Origin of the sequence: Actinomadura rupiterrae (genome assembly GCF_024172125.1) — a bacterium.
In the GTDB taxonomy this organism is placed as follows: Bacteria; Actinomycetota; Actinomycetes; order Streptosporangiales; family Streptosporangiaceae; genus Spirillospora; species Spirillospora rupiterrae.
The window spans coordinates 24,699-47,464 of record NZ_JAMZEA010000002.1; the positions used below are offsets into that span (position 1 = coordinate 24,699).

A 22,766-nucleotide genomic window follows, 5' to 3' on the forward strand; every position below is an offset into this window, starting at 1 on the left:
CCGCCGCGCGGCGCCCGGCCCTCCTCCGCCGCCGCGCCCGGCGCGGCGGAGGCCCGTGCTCAGCCCGGCGGCGGCTCGTGCCGCAGCACCCGCAGCGCGGCCCGCAGCGCGCGCGGGTCGTGCCCGCTGCGGTCCAGCACCGCGATCAGCCGGTGCAGCACCTCGTGCCGCTCGAACCCCACGTCCAGCAGCGCCTGCGCGGTCTCCCACAGCTGCGCCGGGTCGCCGCGCCAGAGCCGGTCCGCGAGCCGCTCGTGCGCCTCCAGATGCTCCTCCGGCGCGCCCGGATGCTCCAGCTCCAGCAGGACGCGCCGGTCCGCCGGATCGGACGGGTCGAGCTCCGCCAGGTCGATGGTGCCGTGCCGCCCCGACACTCTGTGCCGTCCTGACAGAAACGGCAGCGCGAACGCGCGCCGCGGCAGCGCCTCCAGATCACCGTCCGGAAGCAGCCGGTCCACCAGCTCGCGGTCGAGGCCGAAGGCGGACGGGTCGCGGTAGGCGTCGGCGAACTTGGCCGTCGCGTCCCACACCGCGTCCAGCGTCGCACGGACCGCCTCGTCCGGCAGCCCGGTCCGGCGCCCCGCCCAGCGCACCCACGCGGCCAGGACGTGCGGGACGGCGTCCTGCTCGGCCTGCGACAGCAGCACCTTGCGCGGCAGCCAGTCCAGCAGGAACATCTCGCACTTGACCGGGCTCACCCGCAGCGGGCGCCCGAAGTCGTGCGCGCAGCCGTAGTCGATGATCCGGTCCACGCAGCGGATCGCGGCGGCCGTGTCGGACAGGTCCGCCGCCTCCTTCGACGCCAGGAACCTCGTCGCGAGCGTGGCCCGCTGGTCCGCGCCGTGCACCGCGGGCTGCGGCGCCCGCCCGCCGGTCGGCAGCGCCCGCACCCGGTGCCGGACGAACGCGTGGTAGGAACCGAAGCTCTCGTCGACCGGCGCGTCCGGCTCCTCGTTCGCCTGGTCGAGGCAGCGCTGCAGCAGCGCCCGCGCGTCCCGCGGCTCGACCTCCGCGAACCGCGTCAGCGGGTTCGCCGCCGCCTCCCGCCGGCAGTGGTCGAGCAGCCGCTCCACCCGGGACGACACCCACGCGTCCCGGACCGTCCCGCACGCGGGCGGCCGCTCCCCGGGCAGCCGCGGCCCGACGACCCCCGGCTTCGTCCGGTCCACGAGCACCACCATCGCGTGCCGCTCCGCCGCCGTCCCCGGACCCCCGGGGTACTCGAAGACGCAGATCACCGACTCCTGGTCCCCGTACACGTCGCGGGACACGTAGCACTCGCGCGGCTCGACCATCCCGACCCGCTCGGCCCAGATCGGCCGCGCGACGCCCTGGTCCATCAGCTCCAGCGCGGCCCGCTCGGCGCGCGCCGCCTGCCCCCGCGTCCCGAGGCAGGTGATCCCGGTCAGCAGCGCCAGCGCGGCCGGGCTTCCGACGCGTCCGGCATGCGCGACCAGCGCCTCACCCACGACCTCCTCGACATCGCCGTCCGCGGCGCGCCGCCCCCACCACGACCCGAGGATCTCGCTCACGATCAGCTCGGCGTCCAGCGGACTGCGCACGGCCAGCAGCTCGCGCGCGTGCCGCAGCATCCCATCGAAGATCGCGGCGATTTCGTCGCCCGGTACCGGCGGCTCAGGTGCGGGCCCCCCGGCGGACGGACGGCTGCTACGGGGACTCACCCCCCTACCTTCTCAGATCCCACCCCCCAGAACGCAGCACTTCCCACCCCGCGCCCCCGAACACCCCCCCCACCGACCCACCGCACGCCACCGAGCGCAAACCCCGCCCCCACACCGCCGACCGGACGCAGCCCAGCCCCCGCAAGCCCCACACACCACCCACCGGGCGGAGCCGCTTCCCCCACCACAAGCCCCCCGCGCCACCCGCCGCCCGGACGTAGACCGGTACCGCAGCAAGCCCCGCACAGGCAAGCCGCCGCAAAGCCCGCACGCCCGCTGCTGGGCGGCCCCGGTTCGTCCGCCGCAAGCACCGCACTCCGGTCCCGGGCGGACGCGGCTCGCCAGCCGCAGGCCCACGTGCAACTCGCTGGGCGGACGTGGCCCGACCGCCCCCGAGGCCCGCACACCAGCCGCCGAGCGCTGCAGCCAGCCACCACAAGGCCCGTACGCCCACTGCCGGGGGACGCGGTTTGCCCGCCACAAGTCCCACGCGCCACCTCGCCTGCCGGACGCGGCTGGCGGGGAGCCAGCAGAGCCAGCGGTCGGTCCTGTCGGCCCGGATGGGGTGGCGGTTGGCGCCACGGGAGAGTGCGACGAAATTGGGGCCCCAGTACCGACCGCCGCGACAGGCCCGCACACCCGCCGCCGGGCGGGACGCCAGCCGCCGCAAAGTCCGGACGTCCGCTGCCGGACGGACGCGGGCTACCCCCGGCGAGGCCCGCGCAAGCGCCCGCGAGAGATGCTCGGCCAGACGCGGGAGGCCGCGGAAGGTCGCCGGGCGGACGCAGGACGGTCGTCGCCAGGCCGCGAGCGACCGCTGGGCGGACGTGGATCAGGCGCAGGCCAGCCGCCGAAAGAGCGCAAGCGACCGCCGAACGGGCGCGGGCCGGCCGCCGAGCGAACACGGCAGGCCGTGGGCTGGCCGCCACGCGGACGTTGCCCTGCCGCCGGGCGCCGGCGGCAGGGCGGCCGCCGGAAGGGCGTGAGCGACCGCTGGACGGACGTAGGTCAGGCGCCGGGCGGCGCGGCAGGTCGTGGGCCGCCGGGCGGGGGAGGGCGCAGGATGGCCGCCGGAAGGATGCAAGTGACCATCGGCGCACGCGGGTCGGCCGCCGCAAGACCCGCGCAGAACAACAGAAGGGCGCGGGGACCCATGGCAGAGGGCGCGCACGAGCCATGGGAGGTTCGCGGACGGGGCGCCCGTCGGCGGCGGCGAGGGTGCCACCCTGGCGTCCAGTGAGCAACCGCTGGGCGGACGTTGGTCGGCCGACGCGCGGCCCGGTGCCTGGGCTCTGGGGGCGTGGCGGGCGGGTGGGGGTCAGCCGCCGCGGGCCCAGGGGGTGACGCTGCCGGATGGCGGGTCGGACTTGACGCGCGAGGTGAGCTGCTCGCGGGCCATCCGTTCGACCAGGTCGAGGGTGGGGGAGAGGCCGAGATGGGTCATGCGCGCCTGGACGTCGGCGACGCACCGCGCCACGTCCTCCGCGGAGAAGATCACGAACTCGGTGCTGAGCCGCCGCGTGAGCAGGTCGCGGGTCTCGCTCCGGTGATCGGCAAGTGCAGGCATCGCACGCCTCCGCGCCCGAGGTGCCCGGCGGACGGGGGTGAACCGCCGGGGGAGGCGCGGCCGGGCCGCACACCGCCCGGCAGGCCGCCGCGACCCCGCCTCGATGTCTCATTTCAGCGCGTTCGCGCCGAGTGTCAAGACTTCCGGCCGTCCCGATTCCCGGCCGCCGATCGCGCGGTCACCCCACCCCTCACCAACCGCCCCCACCCCACCCGCGCCCGCCCCGGCCGACGACGCCAAGGGCCTCGCAGCGGATGCGCATCGCCCCCCATCCGCCCGACGCCCACCCGCCCGCTGGGACGTGCTGCCCATGTCCGTGCCGGGGCACTGCGCGTGCCCCGTGTTGAGAGTGAAGTGCGCACGTGTCGGACGTGCCGTGCGCGCCCGCCTCCGCCACTCCACCCGCGTCCGCTGGCGATGTCGGCGGCTTTGCGCCCCACGCGCCCGCTTGGATGTGCCGCCGTGCCCGCCTCCCGTGCCGGGCGTGCACTGTGCGCTCGTGCCGGACGTGCAGTGCGTGCTCGTGCCGGACGTGCCGTGCGCGCCCGCCTCGGCCACCCACCGGCGACAGCGTGGGCCGACGCTGTCAGGGGCGTCGCGGCGGCTCGCGTCGTGCCCGCTGGCGCGGCAGTCGCCCCACCCGCGCGCTCGGACGTGCTGCCCGTGTCCGCGTCGGCGTGCCGCCCGTGTCTGTGCTCGTGCCGGACTTGGTGTGCGCGCCTGCGTTGGCTACTTCATCCGCGCTTGGGGCGGTCGGTGCTGTCCGGGGGTGTCGCGGGGACACGCGGCGTCCCCACCCGCGCGGCGACCCCCACCTGCGCGGCGGCTGCCCTGCCCGCGTGCTTCGACGGGGGGTTCGGGCTTGTTGGGGTTATGGGGGATCGGATGGGGGCGGGGGTGGTTGGGTGTCGGTCCAGGTGGGGTGGTGGCGGGTTGCCCAGGGGCGGGTTACGTGGCCGGTGGCCATGCCGCGTAGGGCGCCGGGGTCGCGGAGGGCCTCCCAGAGGTGTCCGACGGTGACGACCGCGATCACCAGGAAGAGCCAGTCGTGGACGAAGGTCGCGCCGGTGCGCCAGCGGTCGGGCCACGGGTCGGGCCAGGTCAGCATCGCGCCCGTGCCGAGCATGACCAGGGCGGCCCCGGCCGTGAACGCGGCGTTCAGCTTCTGGCCGGCGTTGAACTTCCCGACCGGGATGACGCCGCGACCGTCCACGACGGCGCGGCGCTGCCCGCTGCGGAGCCAGTGGCCGTCCTGCGCGCTGAAGCGGTTGAGCGCGCCGAGGTCGCGGCGGAACGCGCGCGACGCCAGCCCCAAAAGAGTCGGCACCGGCAGCAGCAGCCCGCAGTAGATATGGACGGGCTTGATGATCTCGCGGTGCCCGACCATCGTCGCGAACGCCGGGATGTACAGCATCGTCGCCGTGATCAGGCAGGCCAGCATCAGCAGCGCCGTCGCGTGGTGCACCCACCGCTCCGCCAGAGTGAAGCGGAGGAGTACGGCTCGTCTGTCAGGTGGGGGCATCGTCGCGTCCGTTCGAGTGGCCGACCCAGGCGTCCACGTCGTAGCCGCGGTCCTCCCAGTAGCCCGGGTGGACGGTTTCGGTCACCTCGATGCGGCCCAGCCACTTGAGGGACTTGTAGCCGTACATCGGCGCGACGAACAGCCGCACCGGGCCGCCGTGATCGTGGCTGACCGGTTTGCCCTCCATCGCGGTCGCGACCAGGACGTCCCGGCGGCGCGCCTGCTCCAGCGTCAGCGACTCGGTGTACACGCCGTCGAACGAGTGGAACCGGACCGCGCGCGCACGAGGCGAGACACCCGCCGCGTCCAGGAGGTCTGGTAGCGCGACGCCCGTCCACTCCACGTGCGGCACGCGCCAACCCGTGACGCACTGGAAGTCGCGCTGGACCTTCGTCTGCGGCAACCGGGCCAGTTCCGCCAGTGAGTACGCGCGCGGACGAGCGACCAGACCGTCCACCCGCACCTTCAGATCACGCGGCGTATGGACGGTGCCCACCACCGAGTAGAAGCGGAACCCGCCCACCGCGGGAAGCACGTCCCCGATGCCGCTCACCGGCGAGAACGCCCGCGTCACCTCGCGTTGCAGGGACGCGCCGACGGCGACCCCGGCCGCGCCGAGGCCCAGCATCCCCAGCACGATCCGGCGCCCGACCGGTGCGCCGCGCTCCTCGTCCACGCCTCCCATTCGACCACCGCCTCGCCGCCCCCGCCACGATGCGCGTCCCGCCGTAAGACTTCCGCAAGAATTGCCCCGCACCCACCGCCGCCGGGACGCACCGGCCCGCGCACCGCCGCCTGGAGGAACGACATGCCGATCACGCTCCCGATCGAGGACGGCGCGAACGACCTGCTCAACCGGGACCCGTTCGCCCTGCTGACCGCGATGCTGCTGGACCAGCAGGTCCCGCTCGAACGCGCCTTCGCCGCCCCCGCCGAGCTGGCCGCGCGCCTCGGCCACGACCCGGAGCCGGAGGAGCTGGCGGCCTACGACCCGGACGCGCTGATCGAGATCTTCAGCCGCAAGCCCGCGCTGCACCGCTACCCCAAGTCGATGGCCGCGCGCGTGCAGACCCTCGCCCGCGCGATCGTGGACGACTACGACGGCGACGCCGCGAACCTCTGGAAGGGCGTCACGTCCGGCAAGGAGCTCTACAAGCGCGTCTCCGGCCTGCCCGGCTACGGCGAGCAGAAGGCGAAGATCTTCGTCGCGCTGCTCGGCAAGCGGCTGGACGTCCGTCCGGAGGGCTGGCGCGAGGCGGCCGGCTCCTACGGCGACGAGGGCTCCTTCCGCTCCGTCGCCGACATCGTGGACGAGGAGTCCCTGGGAAAGGTCCGCTCCTTCAAGCAGGAGATGAAGGCCGCCGCCAAGGCCGGCAAGGCTAAATAGCCCGGAACGTCCGCAGGAAGACGACGAAGTCCGCCTTGGCGCGCTCGAAGTCGTCCGAGCGCGCGGACATGTCGGCATAGAAGCCGCGCCCGCCGATGCTGAACCAGCGGATGCTCGCGTGGTACTCGCCGCCGCCGCGCCTGATGGTGATGGTGTACTCCAGCTCCGCCGCCGCGTCCGCGTAGTCGATGCTCTGGAGGCGGAGCGGCCGGAACCCGGTGTAGGTGACGGTGTCCCGCTGGATGCCGTCGCGCTCGCCCGTGGCGTTCGCCAGGGGATCGCCGGACGCGGCCCTCACGAAGATGTTGCGGCCGCCGGAGTCCTGGAACTGCCGTTCCTTCTCCTGGCCCGCCCAGGGCGCGACCCATCCGGTGGGGATCGCCGCCGAGAACCCCAGCTTGTCGTCCCGGAACAGCCGGTACCCGGCCGGGACGACCTGCGGCCCGCTCTGCCGTCCCGCAGGCCCGAAAGCCGGTGGACGCACCGGAGGGGACGTCCCGGCACTTGAGGACGGGCGCGAAACGGCACCTGTAGGTGGATGCGAGCCGGGATCAGGCCCGTGACCCGCGTTCCCGCTGAAAGTCCAAGCCAGGACCCCGGCAGTGACCAGAAGCGCGACCACACCCGCGGCGACCGCGATTGGCCTCACCGGAAAGCGCCGAGTCTCATGGCCGGGCAAAGGCGTTAGGGGCGCCTCGGGACGGCTCTGCGTCGGATCGTGCGCGGGCGCGTCCAGCGGACGGTCCGGGGACGCGAGAAACCGCCTCAGAGCGTCAGCGGCCTCAGCAGCAGTAGGACGCGCCGCCGGATCACGCCGCATCAGCGACGCCAGCAGAGGAGCGAGCGCTCCCGCATGCGCGGGCGCAGGAGGCGGCCCCGACAGCAGCGCCCCAACGACCTGCACAGAACTCGTCCCCTGGTAAGGCGGATGGCCCTCCACCGCCGTATACAAGGTCGCGCCCAGGCCCCAGACGTCCGCAGGCGGTCCGACCGTCCCTCCGGGCGACGCCTGCTCGAGAGCCATGTACTGCGGCGTGCCGAAACCGGCGTTCGTCTGGGACGGCGCGTCGAGCAGCACCGAAAGGCCGAAGTCGGTCACGACGACACGCTCGCCTGTGAGCTGCACGTTGCTCGGCTTCAGATCCCTATGGACGACCCCGGCGGCATGCGCGGCGCTGAGGGCCTCCGCCAGCGCGAGCCCGATCTCGGCGACCCGCCTCACCGGCAACCGGCCGGCGGCCAGGATCTCCTGCGCGAGCGAACGGCCGCGCAGCAGCTCCATGACGATGACCGGGATCCCTCCGTCCAACAGGACGTTGTACACGGTGACGATGCCGCGATGGTCGAGCTGCGCCGCCGCGCGTGCCTCCCGCACCGTCCGCCGAGCAACCCCCTCGCGCGCGTCCGCCAGCCGCTCACGCTCGCCCGCCCCGGTAGCCGCCTGCTCGCGCTCGCCCGCCCGTCCGCGCTCGTTCGCCCGGTGCGCGAGCCGCTCGCTAGCCGTGTCCGCCGCGCGTTCGGTCGGGGTGGGCGAGGGGAGGGCGGGGATGAGCTTCAGGGCCACGTCGCGGTGCAGGGTCTCGTCGCGGGCGCGCCAGACGGCGCCCATGCCGCCCTGCCCGACGAGTTCGGCGAGCCGGTAGCGCCCGCCGACAAGGTCTCCGCTGCGCGCCGCGCCGCTCGCCGCCGTCACGCGCCGATGCTAGGCAGATTCGCCCGGCCCCCGGGGCGATGCGGTGATTTATGGACCTGCCGAGGGACACGTGACGGGTTGTCCGTTCGGGGCCCCGGAACTCCCAAGTGGCTTTGCCTTCTTTTTGCTTCTGGATAGGGCAGCTGGTCAGCGTTGTTTCGGTGTGTCCGGAAAGAGGGGAGAGCGTGCCGGGCGGCGCGTCCGTGCGGCGCCCGACGCCCGATCCGGCGTAGCATCGTCCACTCGCCGTCCGGAAGGACACCGTTCCGGCGGGCGTCCTCGTGCGCGCGTGAAACACCGTCCGAATCGCGTGCCGTGCGCCGTATCTGCCGCAGGCGGATCGGCGACAGGGCTTCCGTCGGGGGCCACGCGTCGAGATGATGAGAACCTGACTTCGACGGGTGTTGTGATGGAGGCGGGAGCGTTAGCCTGCTCCCATTCACACATAGTGATGAGAACTTGCCGCGCGGTACGGGACCCCCTGGGGCGGAGGTGTTGCCAGTGAGCACCGAGACGTCCGTTCCGCGTCCCCGGCTCTCCCGGCTGAAGGGTCAGCCCATGGATGCGTCCGACGCCGCCCTCTACGCCACGCTGCTGAAGGAGGCCCCGGCGGGGATCGCGCTCTTCGACACGGGGCTGCGGTGCCGCCGCGCCAACGACGCGCTCGCCGCCATGCTCGGGGTGTCCGCCGCCGACCTCACCGGCCGCCACCCCGGCGAGGTCCTCGCGGACGAGACCGCCCTCGCCTTCGCCGCCGCGCTCGAAGCCGTCCTCGCCGACGACCGGCCCATCACCGACGCCGAGATCGCCGTCGGCGGGCGCATCCTGTCCTGCTCCTGGATCCCCGCCCGGGCCGGAGCCGCCCAGCCCGAAGGCAAGGACAAGGGCCGGGACAAGACCCGCCCGCCCAAGCAGGCCGGCTGGGACGACAAGCCCGTCGGCGTCGTCCTCACCGCCCTGGACGTCACCGAGCGCCGCCGCGCCGAGGAGGTCATCCGCCGCAAGGAGCAGCGCTACCGCTCCCTCGTCGAGGCCAGCTCCCAGGTCGTGTGGGTCGCCGCAGCCGACGGCGCCGCCATCGACGACGCGCCCGAATGGCGCGAGATCACCGGCCAGACCCCCGACGACTACGCCGGCGGCGGCTGGCTCGCCGTCGTCCACCCCGAGGACCGCGCCCGCATCGAGGGCATCTGGCGCGAGGCCGTCGCCGGCGACCGCGTCTTCGAGACCGGCTACCGGATCCGCACCCGCAGCGGCGCCTACCGCCACTTCGACGTCCGCGCCGTCCCGATCTGGCAGGGCGACCGGGTGATCGAGTGGGTCGGCGCGAACACCGACGTCACCGGCCAGAAGGAGGCCGAGGAGATGCGCGGCCGCCTCACCGAGCAGCTCTCGGCGGCGGCGCTGCGCACCGCGCGGCTCCAGCAGGCCACCTCGATGCTCGCCGAGGCGCTCACCGTCGCGCAGGTCGTCCAGGTGATCACCGAGGTCGGCCGGTCCGCGATCGGCGCCGACTACTCCGCCGTCGCGCTGCTCGACGACGACAAGCTGCGGCTGTCGATCGTCACCCCCGCCCCGCCCGGCGGCGACCCCGCGCCCGACCAGGCCCGCCCCGCCCGCGACGACATCCGGGTCAGCGACCAGACGGTCATGTCGATCGCCGTCCGCGAGGGCCGCCCGTTCCTCGCCCAGAGCCCCGACGACCTGCGCCTCCAGCTCGGCCGGGACGAGGCGGAGCTGTTCACCCAGCACGCCGAGGAGCGCGCCTGGGTCGGCCTGCCGCTGCTCGCGGCGGGCGCCCCGATCGGCGCGCTGCGGTTCTCCTTCAAGCGCCCCCGCGAGATCACCGAGGAGGAGAAGGTCTTCCTGGAGGCGCTCGCCGGGCAGTGCGCCCTGGCCGTCGAGCGGGCGCTGCTGTTCGAGCGCGAGCACAAGACCGCCGAGGAGCTCCAGCTCAGCCTGCTGCCGAGCGACCTGCCGCAGCTGCCGGGCATGGTCCTGGCCGCCCGGTACAACCCCGCCACCCGGCACGTCCAGGTCGGCGGCGACTGGTACGACGTGTTCCGGCTGCCGGACGACCGGCTCGCCGTCGCCGTCGGGGACGTCATGGGCAAGGGCGTCCGCGCCGCCGCCGGGATGGGCCGCGTCCGCAACGCGCTGCGCGCCCTCGCCCTGAACGACCCCCGCCCGGCCGCGGTCCTGTCCGGTCTGGACCGGTTGTTCTCCGCCACCGAGGACGAGGAGCAGTTCACCACCGTCGCCTACGCGGTCATCGACCCCGAGACCGGACGCGGCGCCTTCAGCAACGCCGGCCACCCGCCGCCCCTCCTGATCTCCCCGGACGCGCCCGCCCGGGTCTCCACCCGCGAGCCCGGCACCCCGCTCGGCTGGCCCTCGCAGCGCCAGCAGACAAGTTTTTCCATCGAAACCGGCAACACTGTGGTCTTCTATTCCGATGGACTTGTGGAGAACCGTAGGCGTGGGGTGGACGCCGGGCTGGAGGAACTGGCCGCTGTAGCGACGGACGCCCCACCTCAAGTGGTAGGAGACCCCGAGAGACTCGTCGACTTCCTGGTCGATCGGATGCTTGCCGGGTACGAGCAGGTGGACGATGTGACCGTACTTGCCCTGCATGTCCCGCCGAAGTCCCCGTGACGCCCGCGTAGAAGTTCCGCCGAAGGCGGCGAGAAGACGGCGTAGTACGTACGAAGGACCGCCGTGCGCCCTCTAAGGTGGTGTGTTACCGGGCAGCACATCGAAGCGGAATGCGCAGCCGTGCCAGAATGCTTGACCCTAGTAAGAGCGGGTACGCTGCGGTCCCGCACAGGGTGGCCCGCCCGGTGCACGTGGTCCCACTCCGAGTGAGGCCCGTCCCGTCAGGGCGCTTGGGTCAGCCAACCCACACGTTCGTTCGAGAGGTATTTGTGTCGCCTGCTAGCTCGACCTCGAAGGCATCAGACCTGCACGAGACCGTCATCGCGCAGCTGATCGAGCGTGGGAAGTCCCAGGGCAATCACCTCGACGCCGACGACCTCCGCCGTACGTTCGAGGAGGCCGAGATCCCCATGTCGATGGCCCCCAAGATTCTGCGTGCCCTGAGCAAGGAGGGTGTGATCGTCGTCGTGAGCGCCGCCGACTCAGCGGCGCCGAAGCGGACGCGCAAGCGCGCGGCCGCACCGGCGCGCAAGCCCAAGACCGCCGCTGCCGCCAAGGAGCAGCAGCCCGACACCGTGACCGCCGTCGTCGGCGACGACGAGGAGACCGCCGAGGCCGCCGAGGCCACGGCGAAGAAGGCCGCGGCCAAGAAGCCCGTGCCTGCCAAGCCGAAGAAGGCCGCCGCCAAGAAGGCGGCGCCGAAGAAGGCCGAGGCCGCGCCCGCGGCGGCCAAGGGCCCGGCCAAGAAGGCCGGCGACGACCCCGAGCTCGACGACGAGGTCGACGTCGACGACCTCGACGAGGACCTGAGCGACCTCGAGGCCGACCTGGAGGACGACGCCGAGCTGGAGGCGTCCGACCAGGGCGACACCGAAGGCGACGACGAGGAGGCCGCCCCGGCCGCCGCGACCGCCAAGGCCGCCGCCCCGGGCCAGCCCGCCAAGTCCCCCTCCGACGAGGAGGCCTTCGTCCTCGGCGACGACGACGAGGACGCCCCGGCCCAGCAGATCGCCGCCGCCGGCGCGACCGCCGACCCGGTCAAGGACTACCTCAAGCAGATCGGCAAGGTCCCCCTGCTGAACGCCGAGCAGGAGGTCGAGCTCGCCAAGCGCATCGAGGCCGGCCTGTTCGCCGAGGAGCGCCTGGCCACCGAGGCCGGCACCCTCTCCGAGGAGGACCAGGAAGACCTGGAGTGGATCGCCGAGGACGGCCGCCGCGCCAAGAACCACCTGCTGGAGGCCAACCTCCGCCTGGTGGTCTCGCTGGCCAAGCGCTACACCGGCCGCGGCATGCTGTTCCTCGACCTGATCCAGGAGGGCAACCTCGGCCTGATCCGCGCGGTCGAGAAGTTCGACTACACCAAGGGCTACAAGTTCTCCACGTACGCCACCTGGTGGATCCGGCAGGCGATCACCCGCGCGATGGCCGACCAGGCCCGCACCATCCGCATCCCGGTACACATGGTCGAGGTGATCAACAAGCTCGCCCGCGTCCAGCGCCAGATGCTCCAGGATCTCGGCCGCGAGCCGACCCCGGAGGAGCTGGCCAAGGAACTCGACATGACCCCGGAGAAGGTCGTCGAGGTGCAGAAGTACGGCCGCGAGCCGATCTCCCTGCACACCCCGCTCGGTGAGGACGGCGACAGCGAGTTCGGCGACCTGATCGAGGACTCCGAGGCCATCGTCCCGGCCGACGCGGTCAGCTTCACCCTGCTCCAGGAGCAGCTGCACTCGGTGCTCGACACCCTGTCCGAGCGCGAGGCGGGCGTGGTCTCCATGCGGTTCGGCCTCACCGACGGTCAGCCGAAGACCCTGGACGAGATCGGCAAGGTCTACGGCGTGACGCGCGAGCGCATCCGCCAGATCGAGTCCAAGACCATGTCCAAGCTCCGCCACCCCAGCCGCAGCCAGGTCCTCCGCGACTACCTCGATTAAGCCTCCGGCACCGCGCCCCCTCGCCTAGCGGCTCGGGGCGCGGCCCGGATGCTTGTGCGAACGCGGCATCGCTTCGCGATCAAGCGCGTGGGGACTCGCCTCCGGCGTCGTCCCCACGCGCTTGTTAGCGCGTTCGCGTGCGGGCTGGGCCGACCACGCGCGAACGCGTGCGAGCTGAGCCACGTGCGAGGGCGTGCCCACGTTCGCGTGGGGGGCGAGCCAACGCGCGTGAAGTACCGGCCCCCAGGTCGGTACTTCACGCGCTCAAAGGGCTGCAACCGTCCGCATACTCTAAGTGCACGCGTCGCCACTGACTGTGGTCAGACGTGGAGGATGATGTCTAGGTTGGGGCCGTTCAGTTCGGCGGTGTGGCCTAGGTCGGTGACGGCCTTGAGGAGTTCTTCGGGGGTGGACGGGTTCGCGCCTGCCTTCAGGAGGTCGTGGGCCACGGCGCCGCGCGTGGCCTTCGCCATGTGGCTGACGACCGTGCGCTTCGCTACGCCGCCCAGGAAGAACTCGCGGAAGACGCGGACGGCCACCGAGGGCCGGCGGGCCTTCCAGGCGGCGGCGTACGGGCCGGAGCGCATGTCGATGACCAGGCCGTCCGGGAGGTCGGCGAGGGCCTCGGCCAGGGCGGGACGCCACAGCGCGGCCAGGCGGCCCTCCGGCGGGAGCGTGACGCCCATCGCGAGCCGGTATGGGGGGATGCGGTCGGTGAGCCGCAGCGTGCCCCACAGGCCCGAGAAGACCAGGATCTGCTCGGCGGCGGACTCGTTGGGCAGGTCGTGCAGGGCGAGGTTGTCGTAGAGCACGCCCTGGTACAGGTCGGCTACGGAGAGTGTCGGCGCCTCGCGAAGCGCGCGGTTGCGGGAGAGCGCCTCGTCGGTCTGGCCGGCCGACAGGCCCAGCACGTCCGCCGCGTCCGGACGGAGGCTGACCTCGCCGAGCGCGCCCAGGACGCGTTCGCGGACGGGGTTCAGCGACGGGAAGCTGAGCGACGCGAGATCCAGCGGCGGGCCGTCCCCGGTGCGGGACTTCTTCTCGGACGGCGGCAGCAGAATCAGCACGGTTCCCCCGATGACGCATCGAACTGTCCGTACCGGGCGAATGCGCGGGCGAAAGGCTCCGGCGGCTCCGGACGGCGGTCCCTCCAGGATAGGAGCAGGACGCCCGGATTCCCGCAGGTCCGCGATGTGAGAATGCGCGCCCCGGACGGAAGCGGACACGCAGCGTGCTTATCCGGTCACAGCAGAACGGCGGCCACCGCCATGCGGTGACCGCCGTTCGGCGATTCACTTATATCGAGGCTAGCGCTCGTCCTCGAGAGCGTTTGCCGGGGTGTTGGTCAGCCTGTCGGTCTCGTCCTGGATGTCGGCCCCGTTCGAGCGGAGCGCCTCCGAGTACTTACGCCCGTGGTGAGCGCAGAACAGAAGGTCGCCGCCGCCTACAAGGACAGCACGGACGTAGGCCTGGGCGCCACAGCGGTCACACCGGTCGGCGGCCGTCAGCGGCTTGGTCGGGGCAAGGGCTCCAGTCACGGCACCTTCCTCATGGTCGGGGTCGGTACTTAGGACAACATCTAACCCGACGCTGACGTTCCCAACCTGTTTCTCAGTACGCCCACAGCAGAATGGGCGCATTAGTGACGGAGGTCACACGGCACCGTCACGTCGCGTCCCACCGGAACAGCCGCGCCGCGACCGCCGCCGCCACGACGGCGATACCGAGCAGGATTCCCATCTGCGGCAATGCCGACATCGGGCCCTGCCCGCGCGCCATCACGTTCAGCATCCCCTCGTTCAGATACCGCAGCGGGAACACGTACGAGACCGCCTGCATCCACTTCGGCGCATAGTCCAGCGGGAAGAACGACCCGCCGAGGAACGCCATCGGCAGCACGATCAACTGCGTCACCGTCTGCGCCGTCTCCTGCGTCTTCGCCCACGCCCCCACGACCATCCCCAGCGACAGGAACGTCAGCACCCCGCACACCACCAGCGGGATCGACATCCACCACGCGTGCTGGAGCTTCAACCCGAAGAACGGCAGCTGCGCCACCAGCAGGAACACCGCCAGCTGCCCCAGCGCGATCCCGAGACTCACCACCACCCGCGCCCCGAACACCGTCGGGATCGGCACCGGCGCCAGCCGCAGCCGCCGCAGCAGCCCCTTCGTCCGCCACAGCACCAGCGTCTGCGACGCCCCGAACATCCCCGCCGACGCCAGCGCCCACCCGAGCAGCGACGGCGTGAAGAAGTTGATCCCCTTGATCGACTTGTCCTCGACCCGCTGCGAGGCGACCGTGTACGTCGGCGGACGCCCCGACTCCGCCACGTTCGCCGCATTCGCCACCTGCTGGACCACCGACTGCACCACACCGGACTTCACCCGGTCGGCCCCCGAGTAGTGGACGACCAGCCGCCCCCCGGACTGCTCCACCGCCGCGTCCGCGTCGCCCTTCTGGACCTTCTTCAGCGCCCCGGCCAGATCATCGTGCTTGACCTTCACCGTCCGGCCCAGCTCGCCGGACGGATCATGCTGCAGCGCCCGGTCGAGCACCGGCACCGCGCCGACCTCCACCACGTCCACCTTGCCGGTCGTCTGCTTCCCGAACACCCCACCGAAGATCACCAGGAACAGCAACGGGAACAGCACCGTGAAGAACAGCGCGCCCCGATCCCGCCGAAACCCCAGGAACAGAGCACGAGAGAGCGACTTGAAACTGTCGAACGTACTCACGCTGTGTCTCCCACGGGCTTCCGGTGCGCACAACGGCGGCGCCTTCCCTCGCTCGTTCCTCGCTCAGTCCAGGCGCCGCCGCGCCCCTCCAGCCCGCTCATGCCCTGTATTCCCTTCCGGTGAGGTCGAGGAAGACGTCTTCGAGGGTGGCGCCACGGATCTGGACGCCGTCCAGAGCGTCCTTCGCGGACAGCGCCGCCACCACCGAGGACGGGTCGCGCGTCTCCACGACCAGGGACACCCCGTCGTCCGACACCTCGTCCACCCCGGCGAGGCCCCGCGCGTCCTCCGCCGCCAGGACGCCGCTCGCCACGCTGATCCGCGTCGGCGCGTCCAGCCCCCGCACCAGCGCCGCCGGCGGACCCAGCTTCAGGATCCGGCCCCGATCCATGATCGCCACCCGGTCGCAGAGCAGCTCCGCCTCGTCCATGTAATGCGTCGTCAGCACGATCGTCCGGCCACCCGTGTTGATCGCCCGCAGCACGTCCCACAGGTTCCGGCGCGCCTGCGGATCCAGCGCCGCCGTCGGCTCGTCCAGGAACACCAGCTCCGGGTCGTGCACCAGCGCGCACGCGATCGACAACCGCTGCGCCTGCCCGCCCGACAGCATCTCCACCCGCACGTCGGCCTTCTCCGCCAGCCCGACCGTCTCCAGCATCTCGTCCGCCTTCCGCGCCGAGACACCGTAAAGCGAACCGAACGTGCGCAACTGCTCACGCGCCGTGAGACGCTCGAAGAACGACGTCGCCTGCAACTGCACGCCGATCCGCGGCAGCAACTTCGCGTTACGCGGCCACGGCTCCAGACCGAGCAGCTCCACCCGCCCCTCGTCCGCCTCCCGCAGCCCCTCGACGATCTCCAGCGTCGTCGTCTTCCCCGCCCCGTTCGGACCGAGGATCCCGAAGAACTCACCCTCCGGCACCTCGAACGACACCCCGTCGACAGCCTGCACGTCCCCGTACCGCTTCCGCAGCCCCCGCACGCTGATCGTGTTTTTCATGCCGCCGACCCTAGAACGCCGTGACCTGCGCGACCCATAGTCCGGCGGGTGGATTCCGCCATCTCCACCCCGGTCCGGAATGTGCGGGAGCGGCGAGCCTGTCGGTGGAGTGTCGGTCCCCAGGGGTACCCTCATGCCCGACCGTCCATCCCCCGAGGAGCACACGCAGTTGACCGCCGCCACCGCCGAAGCGACCGCCGACGACCAGCAGGGCTACTCCGCCCGGCACCTCTCGGTGCTGGAAGGGCTGGAGGCCGTCCGCAAGCGACCCGGCATGTACATCGGGTCCACCGACTCCCGAGGGCTCGCGCACTGCCTCTGGGAGATCGTCGACAACTGCGTCGACGAGGCCCTCGCCGGATACTGCACCCACATCGACGTCGTGCTGCGCGCCGACGGCTCGTTCGAGGTCGGCGACAACGGCCGCGGCATCCCCGTCGACATCGAACCCAAGACCGGCCTGCCCGGCGTCGAGCTGGTCATGACGCGCCTGCACGCCGGCGGCAAGTTCGGCGGCGTCTCCTACACCGCCTCCGGCGGCCTGCACGGCGTCGGCGCCTCCGTCGTCAACGCCCTCTCCGCCCGCCTCGACGTCGAGGTCGACCGCGACGGCCACACCCACGTCATCAACTTCAAGCGCGGCCTCCCCGGCGAGTTCGCCGACGAAGGACGCCCCAACGCCCGCTTCAAGAAGAAGTCCGGCCTCCGCCAGACCCGCAAGGTCGCCAAGAAGACCACCGGCACCCGGGTCCGCTTCTGGCCCGACATGCAGATCTTCCTCAAGGGCGCCACCGTCGAGACCTCCCTCGTCCTCGACCGGATGCGCCAGACCGCCTTCCTCATCCCCGGCCTCACCATCGACGTCCGCGACGAGCGCGGCGACGAGGTCGTCGAGGAGACCTTCCGCTTCGACGGCGGCATCTCCGAGTTCTGCTCCTACCTCGCCAAGGACCAGCCCCTCGGCGACGTCCTCCGCCTCCAGGGCCGCGGCCACTTCACCGAGACCGTCCCCGTCCTGGACGACCAGGGCCACCTCGTCCCCACCGACGTCGAACGCGACCTGGAGGTCGACGTCGCGCTCCGCTGGGGCACCGGCTACGACACCATCACCCGCTCCTTCGTCAACGTCATCGCCACCCCCAAGCACGGCACCCACGTCCGCGGCTTCGACCGCGCCCTGCTCAAGGTCGTGAACGAGCAGCTCCGCGCCGTCAAGCTGCTCAAGAACAACGACGACGACGTCATCAAGGACGACGTCCTCGAAGGCCTCACCGCCGTCGTGACCGTCCGGCTCCCCGAACCGCAGTTCGAGGGCCAGACCAAGGAGGTCCTCGGCACCTCCGCCGCCACCCGGATCGTCTCCCAGGTCGTCGGGCGCGAGCTCAAGGCGATCTTCGACAACCCCGGCCGCGGCCAGAAGCAGGCCCTCCGCACCATCCTGGAGAAGGTCGCCGGCGCCGCCAAGACCCGCATCGCCGCCCGCACCCAGCGCGACAACCAGCGCCGCAAGAACGCCCTGGAGAACTCGGCGCTCCCGGCCAAGCTGGTCGACTGCCGCACCACCGACGACCGCAGCGAGCTGTTCATCGTCGAGGGCGACTCGGCGCTCGGCACCGCCAAGCTCGCCCGCAACTCCGAGTTCCAGGCCCTGCTGCCGATCCGCGGCAAGATCCTCAACGTCCAGAAGGCCTCGGTCGCCGACGTCCTGAAGAACGCCGAGTGCGCCGCCATCATCCAGGTCATCGGCGCCGGGTCAGGTCGGACATTTGACGTCGAAGCGGCGCGTTACGGGAAAATCATTATTCTTGCGGACGCGGACGTCGATGGCGCCCATATCCGGACACTTCTCCTCACGCTCTTCCACCGCTACATGAGGCCGATGCTCGAAGCGGGCCGGATCTACTCGGCCGTCCCGCCGCTGCACCGCATCGAGCTCGTGAAGCCGAGAAAGGGCCAGGAGAAGTACGTCTACACGTACAGCGACGCCGAGCTGCGGCGTAAGTTGGTCGAGCTGGAGCGCAAGGGCCAGCGCTGGAAGGAGCCCATCCAGCGGTACAAGGGCCTCGGCGAGATGGACGCCGATCAGCTGGCCGAGACCACCCTCGACCCGCGCCACCGGACGCTCCGGCGGGTCCGCGTCGAGGACGCCGAAGAGGCCGCGAAGATCTTCGACCTGCTCATGGGCAGCGAGGTGGCCCCGCGCCGCGAGTTCATCGTCAACGGCGCCGCCGAACTGGACCTGGAGCGCATCGACACCTAGGAGCGCGATGTCGCTGGTGCCCGAAGAGCCCCTGTTCCTCCTCGACGCGCGAGACGGTTTCGTCTTCGAGCGGACGGGGGCCCTGCTCGGCGACAGAGAGCGGCTGAAACGGCTCCGAAGCGTCCGAGGCGTCGCGTGCGGTGACATCGCCGGTCTGTCGGTGGCGTCCGCTCGCGTCCCGCGCCTCGTGGAGGAGACCTACCGGGGACCGGCCGTCCGTGTTCGCACGGCTTACGGCCGGTCCCTGACCGTTACGGGCGACCGGCTGCTCTTCGTCCACTCTCACGGTCGGCTCGTCTCCCGGAGGGCCGTCGATCTCCAGGTGGGCGACCTGGTCGCCCTCGGACGGCGCCTGCCGCGTCCGGACGAACCGTGCACCGAGATCGACCTGGTGCGCTTGCTCTGGGAGCGAGGGCATGCCGACGCCGTCCGCGTGGAGGGCGAGCCGATCCGGCGGCTGCTGGCCTTGAAGGCGGCCCGCCGTCAGCCCGCGATGCTGCGCCGCGATGAGGAACGCGTCCGGCTGCCCCGTGAGGCCTGGAAGCGGTTGGCCCGGGCCCGCAGGGCGCGAGGGATCACGGGCACGGACATGGCGCAGCGCATCGGCTATCGCCAGGCGTGCAGTATCAGCGAGTTCGAGACGTGCCGATCGCTGCCGCCGGCCAAAGCGTTCCGCGCGTACCTCGGCGCGCTGGGGGAGCAGTGGCCTCCCGAGGCCGTCATCGTCGCCTCGCAGGTCGATCGCTGGGCCGCCGTCGACTCCGCCAACGCCCGGTACCGCGCCATCTCGCCCGCAACCTGGCTGGCGAGCCTGGACGCGTCGGATCTGCGCTGGCTCGACCGGCAGCCGGACAAGCGCGATCTCGTCCTGTACACGCGGGCCCACCGTGAAGGCGCGGTTCCGCGCTTCCGGGCGGTCACGACGGAGCTGTGTTACGCGCTGGGCTGGTACCTCGCGGAAGGATCGGTCTCTTCGCGCGGGGCCAGGCTCAACTACTCGCTGGGGGTGGACGACGACCGCTACCTCCCCGGTCTCCGTGCGGCCATCGCCGCGTTCGGCGAGGGAACGGCCGCGCTGCACATGCCCAAGGGCCGGCCGAAGAGCCGGCACCTCTACGTCCAGGCGCCCATCGCCGTCCGCATGATCAAAGCTCTGGGGCTGGGCGGGACCGCCCTGGCGAAGCGGATCCCGGACCTGATCTTCAAGTGCCCGGAGGAGTGCCAGCAGGCATTCCTGGAGGGCTACTACCTCGGCGACGGCACCAAGCAGACCGAAGGGCGCCGACTGGAATTCGGAACGTCCTCGCCGGATCTGGCGGTCGGCCTGCTTCACCTGCTCGCCCAGTTCGGGGTGGTCGCCTCCCTCTTCCGGCGGCCTGGCGGCGTCTTCACCATCCGGGGCGAGGCCGTGCACACCCAGCCGAGCTTCGCCGTCGTGATCACCTCCGTGCAGGGCCTGCAGAAGCTCTCGTGGCTGTGGCGGCAGGCCCCCAGCGCCGCCGCGTACGACCGCAGGATCAGCGACCCGGTCCGGCCCGGCCACGACGAGTGGGTTTCCGACACGGTGATGAGCGTTCCCGTGCGGGAGGTCGAGGTGTTCGACTATGAGGGGCCGGTGTACGACGTTCCGGTGGGGGACGGGTACGCGGTCATCGCGGGGACGGGCGGGTTCTTGAGCAGGTCGTCCGGGCGGCGTGACGCGCGCTCCGGGCGGCGCGTGCTGCGGCTCGGCGGCGTGCGGGGCTGACGTCCGGGCTGGCGGAGACGGTGTGGCTGCCGTCCCGGTCAGGGGGAGTGGGGGGCGTACTGGGTCAGGGCGTCGGTGAGGTCGTCGAAGAGGCGGGTCGCGAGGCGGTGGAGGTCGGCGCGGTCGGACGGTGACCAGCCGGCGAGGGCGGAGTCGAACCAGCCGAAGATGACGGCGAGGTAGCGGTCGATGACCTGCTGCCCGTCGGGGGTGAGTTCGACGAGGCGGGCGCGGCGGTCGTCGGGGTCGGTGACCGAGCGGACCAGGCCGCGTTCCTCCAGGCGCTTGACGTGCCGGGTGACGTGCGGGCCTTCGACCTGCATGCGGTGGGCGATCTCGCCGACGCGGCGGGGGCCGTCCGAGGCGTTGAGGACGCCGAGGATCGTGATGGCGGGGCGTTCGAGGGTGGTGCCGGTGGCCTCGATGGCGGTCTCGTAGAGGCGTCCGCGGTTGACGGCGGTGGACAGCGCGGCGAGGCGGGCGAGCAGCTCGGCGGGGCTCGGTTCGGGCATGGCACGAATGCTACCTAACTTAGGTAAGGGTTCTGTGGCGCAGCTCACCCTAGATAGATACCTAACTTAGGTATATTTTGGTCGCGAGCCCGCCCTCGGAAGAGGAGATGAGTACGGGCACAGAAAAGATACCTAAGTTAGGTAAGGAGTAAGTCGGATGGCCATAACGGAACTCGGTGCGGAACAGCGGCGACGGCGGAGGCAGGCGAGGCCGTGGCCGGTCGTGGTGGTGCTCGCCGTGGCGACCTCGGTGACGTCGGTGCAGCAGACGGCGGTGCTGCCGCTGCTCGGACGGCTGCGTGCCGAGCTGCACGCGCCGCTGACCTCGGTGGCCTGGGCGTTCACCGCGAGCCTGCTGGTCGGGGCGGTGGCCACGCCGCTGCTCGGCCGGATGGGGGACCTCTACGGACGGCGGCGGGTGCTGCTCGCGGCCCTCGGCGCGCTGGCGGCGGGGTCGGTGCTCGGGGCGCTGTCCACGTCGCTCGCGGTGCTGGTCGTCGCGCGGGTCCTGCAAGGTGTCTCGATGGCGGCGCTGCCGCTGACGGTCGGGATCGTCCGGGGCGCCCTGCCGCGCGAGAAGCTGCCGGCGGGGCTCGGCGTGGTGTCGGCGACGATGGGGGTCGGGGTCGGCGGCGGGCTCGTCCTGGCGGGGGTCGTCGCGCGGTTCACCGAGGGGTACCGGGCGGTGTTCTGGGTGATGGCGGCGCTGGCCGTGGCGGCGGCGCTGGTCGTGGCGCTGGTCGTCCGCGATGCCGAGTCGGGCAGGACGGGCGGACGGCTCGACCTCCCCGGCGCGGCGCTGCTGAGCGGGACGCTGGTCAGCCTGCTGCTCGGGATCAGCCAGGGCCAGGCGTGGGGCTGGCTGTCGGGGCGGGTCCTCGCGCTGTTCGCGGCGGCGGTGGTCCTCGGCGTGCTGTGGATCGTGGTCGAGCGCCGGACGGACGACCCGCTGGTGGACGTCGCGATGCTCACGCACCGTGGGACGGTCGGCGCGAGCGTGTCCTCGCTGCTGCTCGGTTTCGCCCTCTACGGCGGGTTCACTCTGATCCCGAACTTCGTCCAGGCGCCGGCGAGGGCGGGGTACGGGTTCGGTGCGTCCGTGCTCGCGGCGGGGCTGTTCCTGCTGCCGACCACGTTGCTGATGATCGCGGTGTCCACGCAGGCCGGACGGCTCATGCGGCGGATGCCGGCGTCCGTGCTGGTCGCGGCCGGGTCGGCGCTCACGGCGCTGGCCGCCGGGTGGCTCGCGTTCTTCCACGCGCACCGCTGGGACGTCTACGGCGCGACCGTCCTGCTCGGTGTCGGGATCGGTCTGGCGTTCGCGGCGCTCGGCACGATGGCCGTGGAGCACGTCCGTCCGGAGCAGACCGCGGTGGCGAGCGCGGTGAACAGCCTCGTCCGGCTGGTCGGGGGCGGTGTCGCGGGGGCGCTCACCACGGCGATCCTTGCGCGCGACACCCTGCCGGGTTCGGCGGTGCCGTCCGAGCACGCCTACGCGACAGGGTTCGCGCTGAGCGGGGTGGTGGCGCTGCTGGCCGCCGTCGCCGCGCTCGCGTTCCATGCGGCCGCGCGGAAGCGTCGCTGATCAGGTCTCGCGGGTAAAGCTGATCAGGTCTCCCGGGGGTGACGCTGATCAGGTCTCGCGGGTGAGGCTGATCAGGGTTCGCGGGTGAAGGTGTCGGCGTTGGTCAGGACGGCGTGGGCCCAGGGGAGGGTGATGCGCTCGGGGGCCTGGCCGGGGCCGGGTGGTTTGACCGCGGTGTCCTGGACGACGTGCCAGACGGTTTCGAGGCGGCCTTCGCGGAGGAGGCCGGTGAACGAGGCGATGGAGTCGCCGTCGGGGCCGGTCCGAGTGAAGGCGAAGTTGAGGCAGGCGCCGCGGTGGACGCCGGTGACGGGCACTTCGGCGCCTGCGAAGGCGCTGTCGGCGAGGGCGGTCCGGAAGGTTCCGGTGACGGTGTCGTCGGTCTGGTCGGTGATGGTGAGGACTGAGCCGTACTGGTTGCGCCAGCGGCCGAGCCAGGTCGAGTTCGTCATGCGTCCAGGGTTCCCAGCGAGAGCGTCCCGG

The 22,766-nt window shown here is 72.0% G+C and carries 17 protein-coding genes; 6 read left to right on the forward strand and 11 right to left on the reverse strand.

What is annotated here, in order from left to right:
- Positions 1-59: 59 nt before the first annotated feature.
- The 4 genes from FHU30_RS04640 to FHU30_RS04655 all read right to left on the reverse strand — a co-directional run bounded on the left by FHU30_RS04640 (position 60) and on the right by FHU30_RS04655 (position 5,447).
- On the reverse strand, positions 60-1,682 hold the full coding sequence (locus FHU30_RS04640) for a hypothetical protein (RefSeq protein WP_443612884.1): 1,623 nt from the start codon (positions 1,680-1,682) through the stop codon (positions 60-62).
- Positions 1,683-3,000: 1,318 nt separating this feature from the next.
- Positions 3,001-3,249 carry a hypothetical protein gene (locus FHU30_RS04645; protein ID WP_253871986.1) on the reverse strand — a complete coding sequence of 83 codons (249 nt, stop codon included), beginning with the start codon at positions 3,247-3,249 and terminating at the stop codon, positions 3,001-3,003.
- 871 nt (positions 3,250-4,120) lie between these two features.
- Positions 4,121-4,771 (reverse strand): cytochrome b/b6 domain-containing protein, encoded by a 651-nt coding sequence (locus FHU30_RS04650; protein ID WP_301322736.1) that lies wholly within the window; start codon positions 4,769-4,771, stop codon positions 4,121-4,123.
- Positions 4,758-5,447 carry a molybdopterin-dependent oxidoreductase gene (locus FHU30_RS04655; RefSeq protein WP_253871990.1) on the reverse strand — a complete coding sequence of 230 codons (690 nt, stop codon included), beginning with the start codon at positions 5,445-5,447 and terminating at the stop codon, positions 4,758-4,760. The genes FHU30_RS04650 and FHU30_RS04655 overlap by 14 nt, the downstream gene beginning before the upstream one ends.
- A gap of 132 nt (positions 5,448-5,579) precedes the next feature.
- Between FHU30_RS04655 and FHU30_RS04660 the strand changes: the two genes are divergently transcribed.
- Entirely contained in the window at positions 5,580-6,158 is a 579-nt protein-coding gene (locus tag FHU30_RS04660; RefSeq protein WP_253871992.1) for an HhH-GPD-type base excision DNA repair protein, read from the forward strand.
- Here the strand turns inward: FHU30_RS04660 and FHU30_RS04665 are convergent.
- Complete coding sequence (locus FHU30_RS04665) at positions 6,151-7,851, reverse strand: serine/threonine-protein kinase (RefSeq protein WP_253871994.1); 1,701 nt, start codon at positions 7,849-7,851, stop codon at positions 6,151-6,153. The genes FHU30_RS04660 and FHU30_RS04665 overlap by 8 nt on opposite strands.
- A 501-nt stretch (positions 7,852-8,352) precedes the next feature.
- Here FHU30_RS04665 and FHU30_RS04670 point away from each other — a divergent pair.
- Both FHU30_RS04670 and FHU30_RS04675 read left to right on the forward strand, forming a co-directional pair.
- Positions 8,353-10,506: a SpoIIE family protein phosphatase gene (locus tag FHU30_RS04670; protein ID WP_253871996.1), complete on the forward strand. Its 2,154-nt coding sequence runs from the start codon at positions 8,353-8,355 to the stop codon at positions 10,504-10,506.
- A 269-nt stretch (positions 10,507-10,775) separates the two neighbouring features.
- The gene (locus FHU30_RS04675; RefSeq protein WP_253871998.1) at positions 10,776-12,440 is read left to right on the forward strand and encodes an RNA polymerase sigma factor; all 1,665 of its coding nucleotides are present in this window, start codon (positions 10,776-10,778) and stop codon (positions 12,438-12,440) included.
- Positions 12,441-12,760: 320 nt separating this feature from the next.
- On the opposite strand, the gene FHU30_RS04680 is transcribed toward FHU30_RS04675, so the two are convergent.
- The 4 genes from FHU30_RS04680 to FHU30_RS04695 form a co-directional block, all read right to left on the reverse strand.
- The gene (locus FHU30_RS04680) at positions 12,761-13,507 is read right to left on the reverse strand and encodes a YaaA family protein (RefSeq protein WP_253872000.1); all 747 of its coding nucleotides are present in this window, start codon (positions 13,505-13,507) and stop codon (positions 12,761-12,763) included.
- A gap of 240 nt (positions 13,508-13,747) precedes the next feature.
- Complete coding sequence (locus FHU30_RS04685) at positions 13,748-13,978, reverse strand: DUF7455 domain-containing protein (RefSeq protein WP_253872002.1); 231 nt, start codon at positions 13,976-13,978, stop codon at positions 13,748-13,750.
- A gap of 127 nt (positions 13,979-14,105) precedes the next feature.
- The gene (locus FHU30_RS04690) at positions 14,106-15,179 is read right to left on the reverse strand and encodes an ABC transporter permease (protein ID WP_253872004.1); all 1,074 of its coding nucleotides are present in this window, start codon (positions 15,177-15,179) and stop codon (positions 14,106-14,108) included.
- Positions 15,180-15,276: 97 nt separating this feature from the next.
- Positions 15,277-16,179 (reverse strand): ABC transporter ATP-binding protein, encoded by a 903-nt coding sequence (locus FHU30_RS04695; protein WP_253872006.1) that lies wholly within the window; start codon positions 16,177-16,179, stop codon positions 15,277-15,279.
- 169 nt (positions 16,180-16,348) lie between these two features.
- On the opposite strand from FHU30_RS04695, the gene FHU30_RS04700 reads away from it, so the two are divergent.
- Together FHU30_RS04700 and FHU30_RS04705 are read left to right on the forward strand one after the other, a co-directional pair.
- Positions 16,349-18,439, forward strand: coding sequence for a DNA gyrase/topoisomerase IV subunit B (locus tag FHU30_RS04700; RefSeq protein ID WP_253873835.1), 2,091 nt, complete (start codon positions 16,349-16,351; stop codon positions 18,437-18,439).
- Between the two features lie 7 nt (positions 18,440-18,446).
- Complete coding sequence (locus tag FHU30_RS04705; protein ID WP_253872008.1) at positions 18,447-20,186, forward strand: LAGLIDADG family homing endonuclease; 1,740 nt, start codon at positions 18,447-18,449, stop codon at positions 20,184-20,186.
- A 38-nt stretch (positions 20,187-20,224) separates the two neighbouring features.
- On the opposite strand, the gene FHU30_RS04710 is transcribed toward FHU30_RS04705, so the two are convergent.
- Positions 20,225-20,698, reverse strand: a complete 474-nt coding sequence (locus FHU30_RS04710) for a MarR family winged helix-turn-helix transcriptional regulator (RefSeq protein WP_253872010.1) — start codon at positions 20,696-20,698, stop codon at positions 20,225-20,227.
- 157 nt (positions 20,699-20,855) lie between these two features.
- Here FHU30_RS04710 and FHU30_RS04715 point away from each other — a divergent pair, with 157 nt between their 5' ends.
- Positions 20,856-22,283, forward strand: coding sequence for an MFS transporter (locus tag FHU30_RS04715; protein WP_253872012.1), 1,428 nt, complete (start codon positions 20,856-20,858; stop codon positions 22,281-22,283).
- A 71-nt stretch (positions 22,284-22,354) separates the two neighbouring features.
- On the opposite strand, the gene FHU30_RS04720 is transcribed toward FHU30_RS04715, so the two are convergent.
- The gene (locus FHU30_RS04720) at positions 22,355-22,735 is read right to left on the reverse strand and encodes an avidin/streptavidin family protein (RefSeq protein WP_253872014.1); all 381 of its coding nucleotides are present in this window, start codon (positions 22,733-22,735) and stop codon (positions 22,355-22,357) included.
- Between the last annotated feature and the right edge of the window lie 31 nt (positions 22,736-22,766).

What these genes read in the sequence shown, in the direction of transcription:
- FHU30_RS04645 (WP_253871986.1), bottom strand. Translation starts at nt 3,249, where the DNA reads ATGCCTGCACTTGCCGATCACCGGAGCGAGACCCGCGACCTGCTCACG.
- FHU30_RS04650 (WP_301322736.1), bottom strand. Translation starts at nt 4,771, where the DNA reads ATGCCCCCACCTGACAGACGAGCCGTACTCCTCCGCTTCACTCTGGCG.
- FHU30_RS04660 (WP_253871992.1), top strand. Translation starts at nt 5,580, where the DNA reads ATGCCGATCACGCTCCCGATCGAGGACGGCGCGAACGACCTGCTCAAC.
- FHU30_RS04695 (WP_253872006.1), bottom strand. Translation starts at nt 16,179, where the DNA reads ATGAAAAACACGATCAGCGTGCGGGGGCTGCGGAAGCGGTACGGGGAC.
- FHU30_RS04705 (WP_253872008.1), top strand. Translation starts at nt 18,447, where the DNA reads ATGTCGCTGGTGCCCGAAGAGCCCCTGTTCCTCCTCGACGCGCGAGAC.
- FHU30_RS04710 (WP_253872010.1), bottom strand. Translation starts at nt 20,698, where the DNA reads ATGCCCGAACCGAGCCCCGCCGAGCTGCTCGCCCGCCTCGCCGCGCTG.
- FHU30_RS04715 (WP_253872012.1), top strand. Translation starts at nt 20,856, where the DNA reads ATGGCCATAACGGAACTCGGTGCGGAACAGCGGCGACGGCGGAGGCAG.
- FHU30_RS04720 (WP_253872014.1), bottom strand. Translation starts at nt 22,735, where the DNA reads ATGACGAACTCGACCTGGCTCGGCCGCTGGCGCAACCAGTACGGCTCA.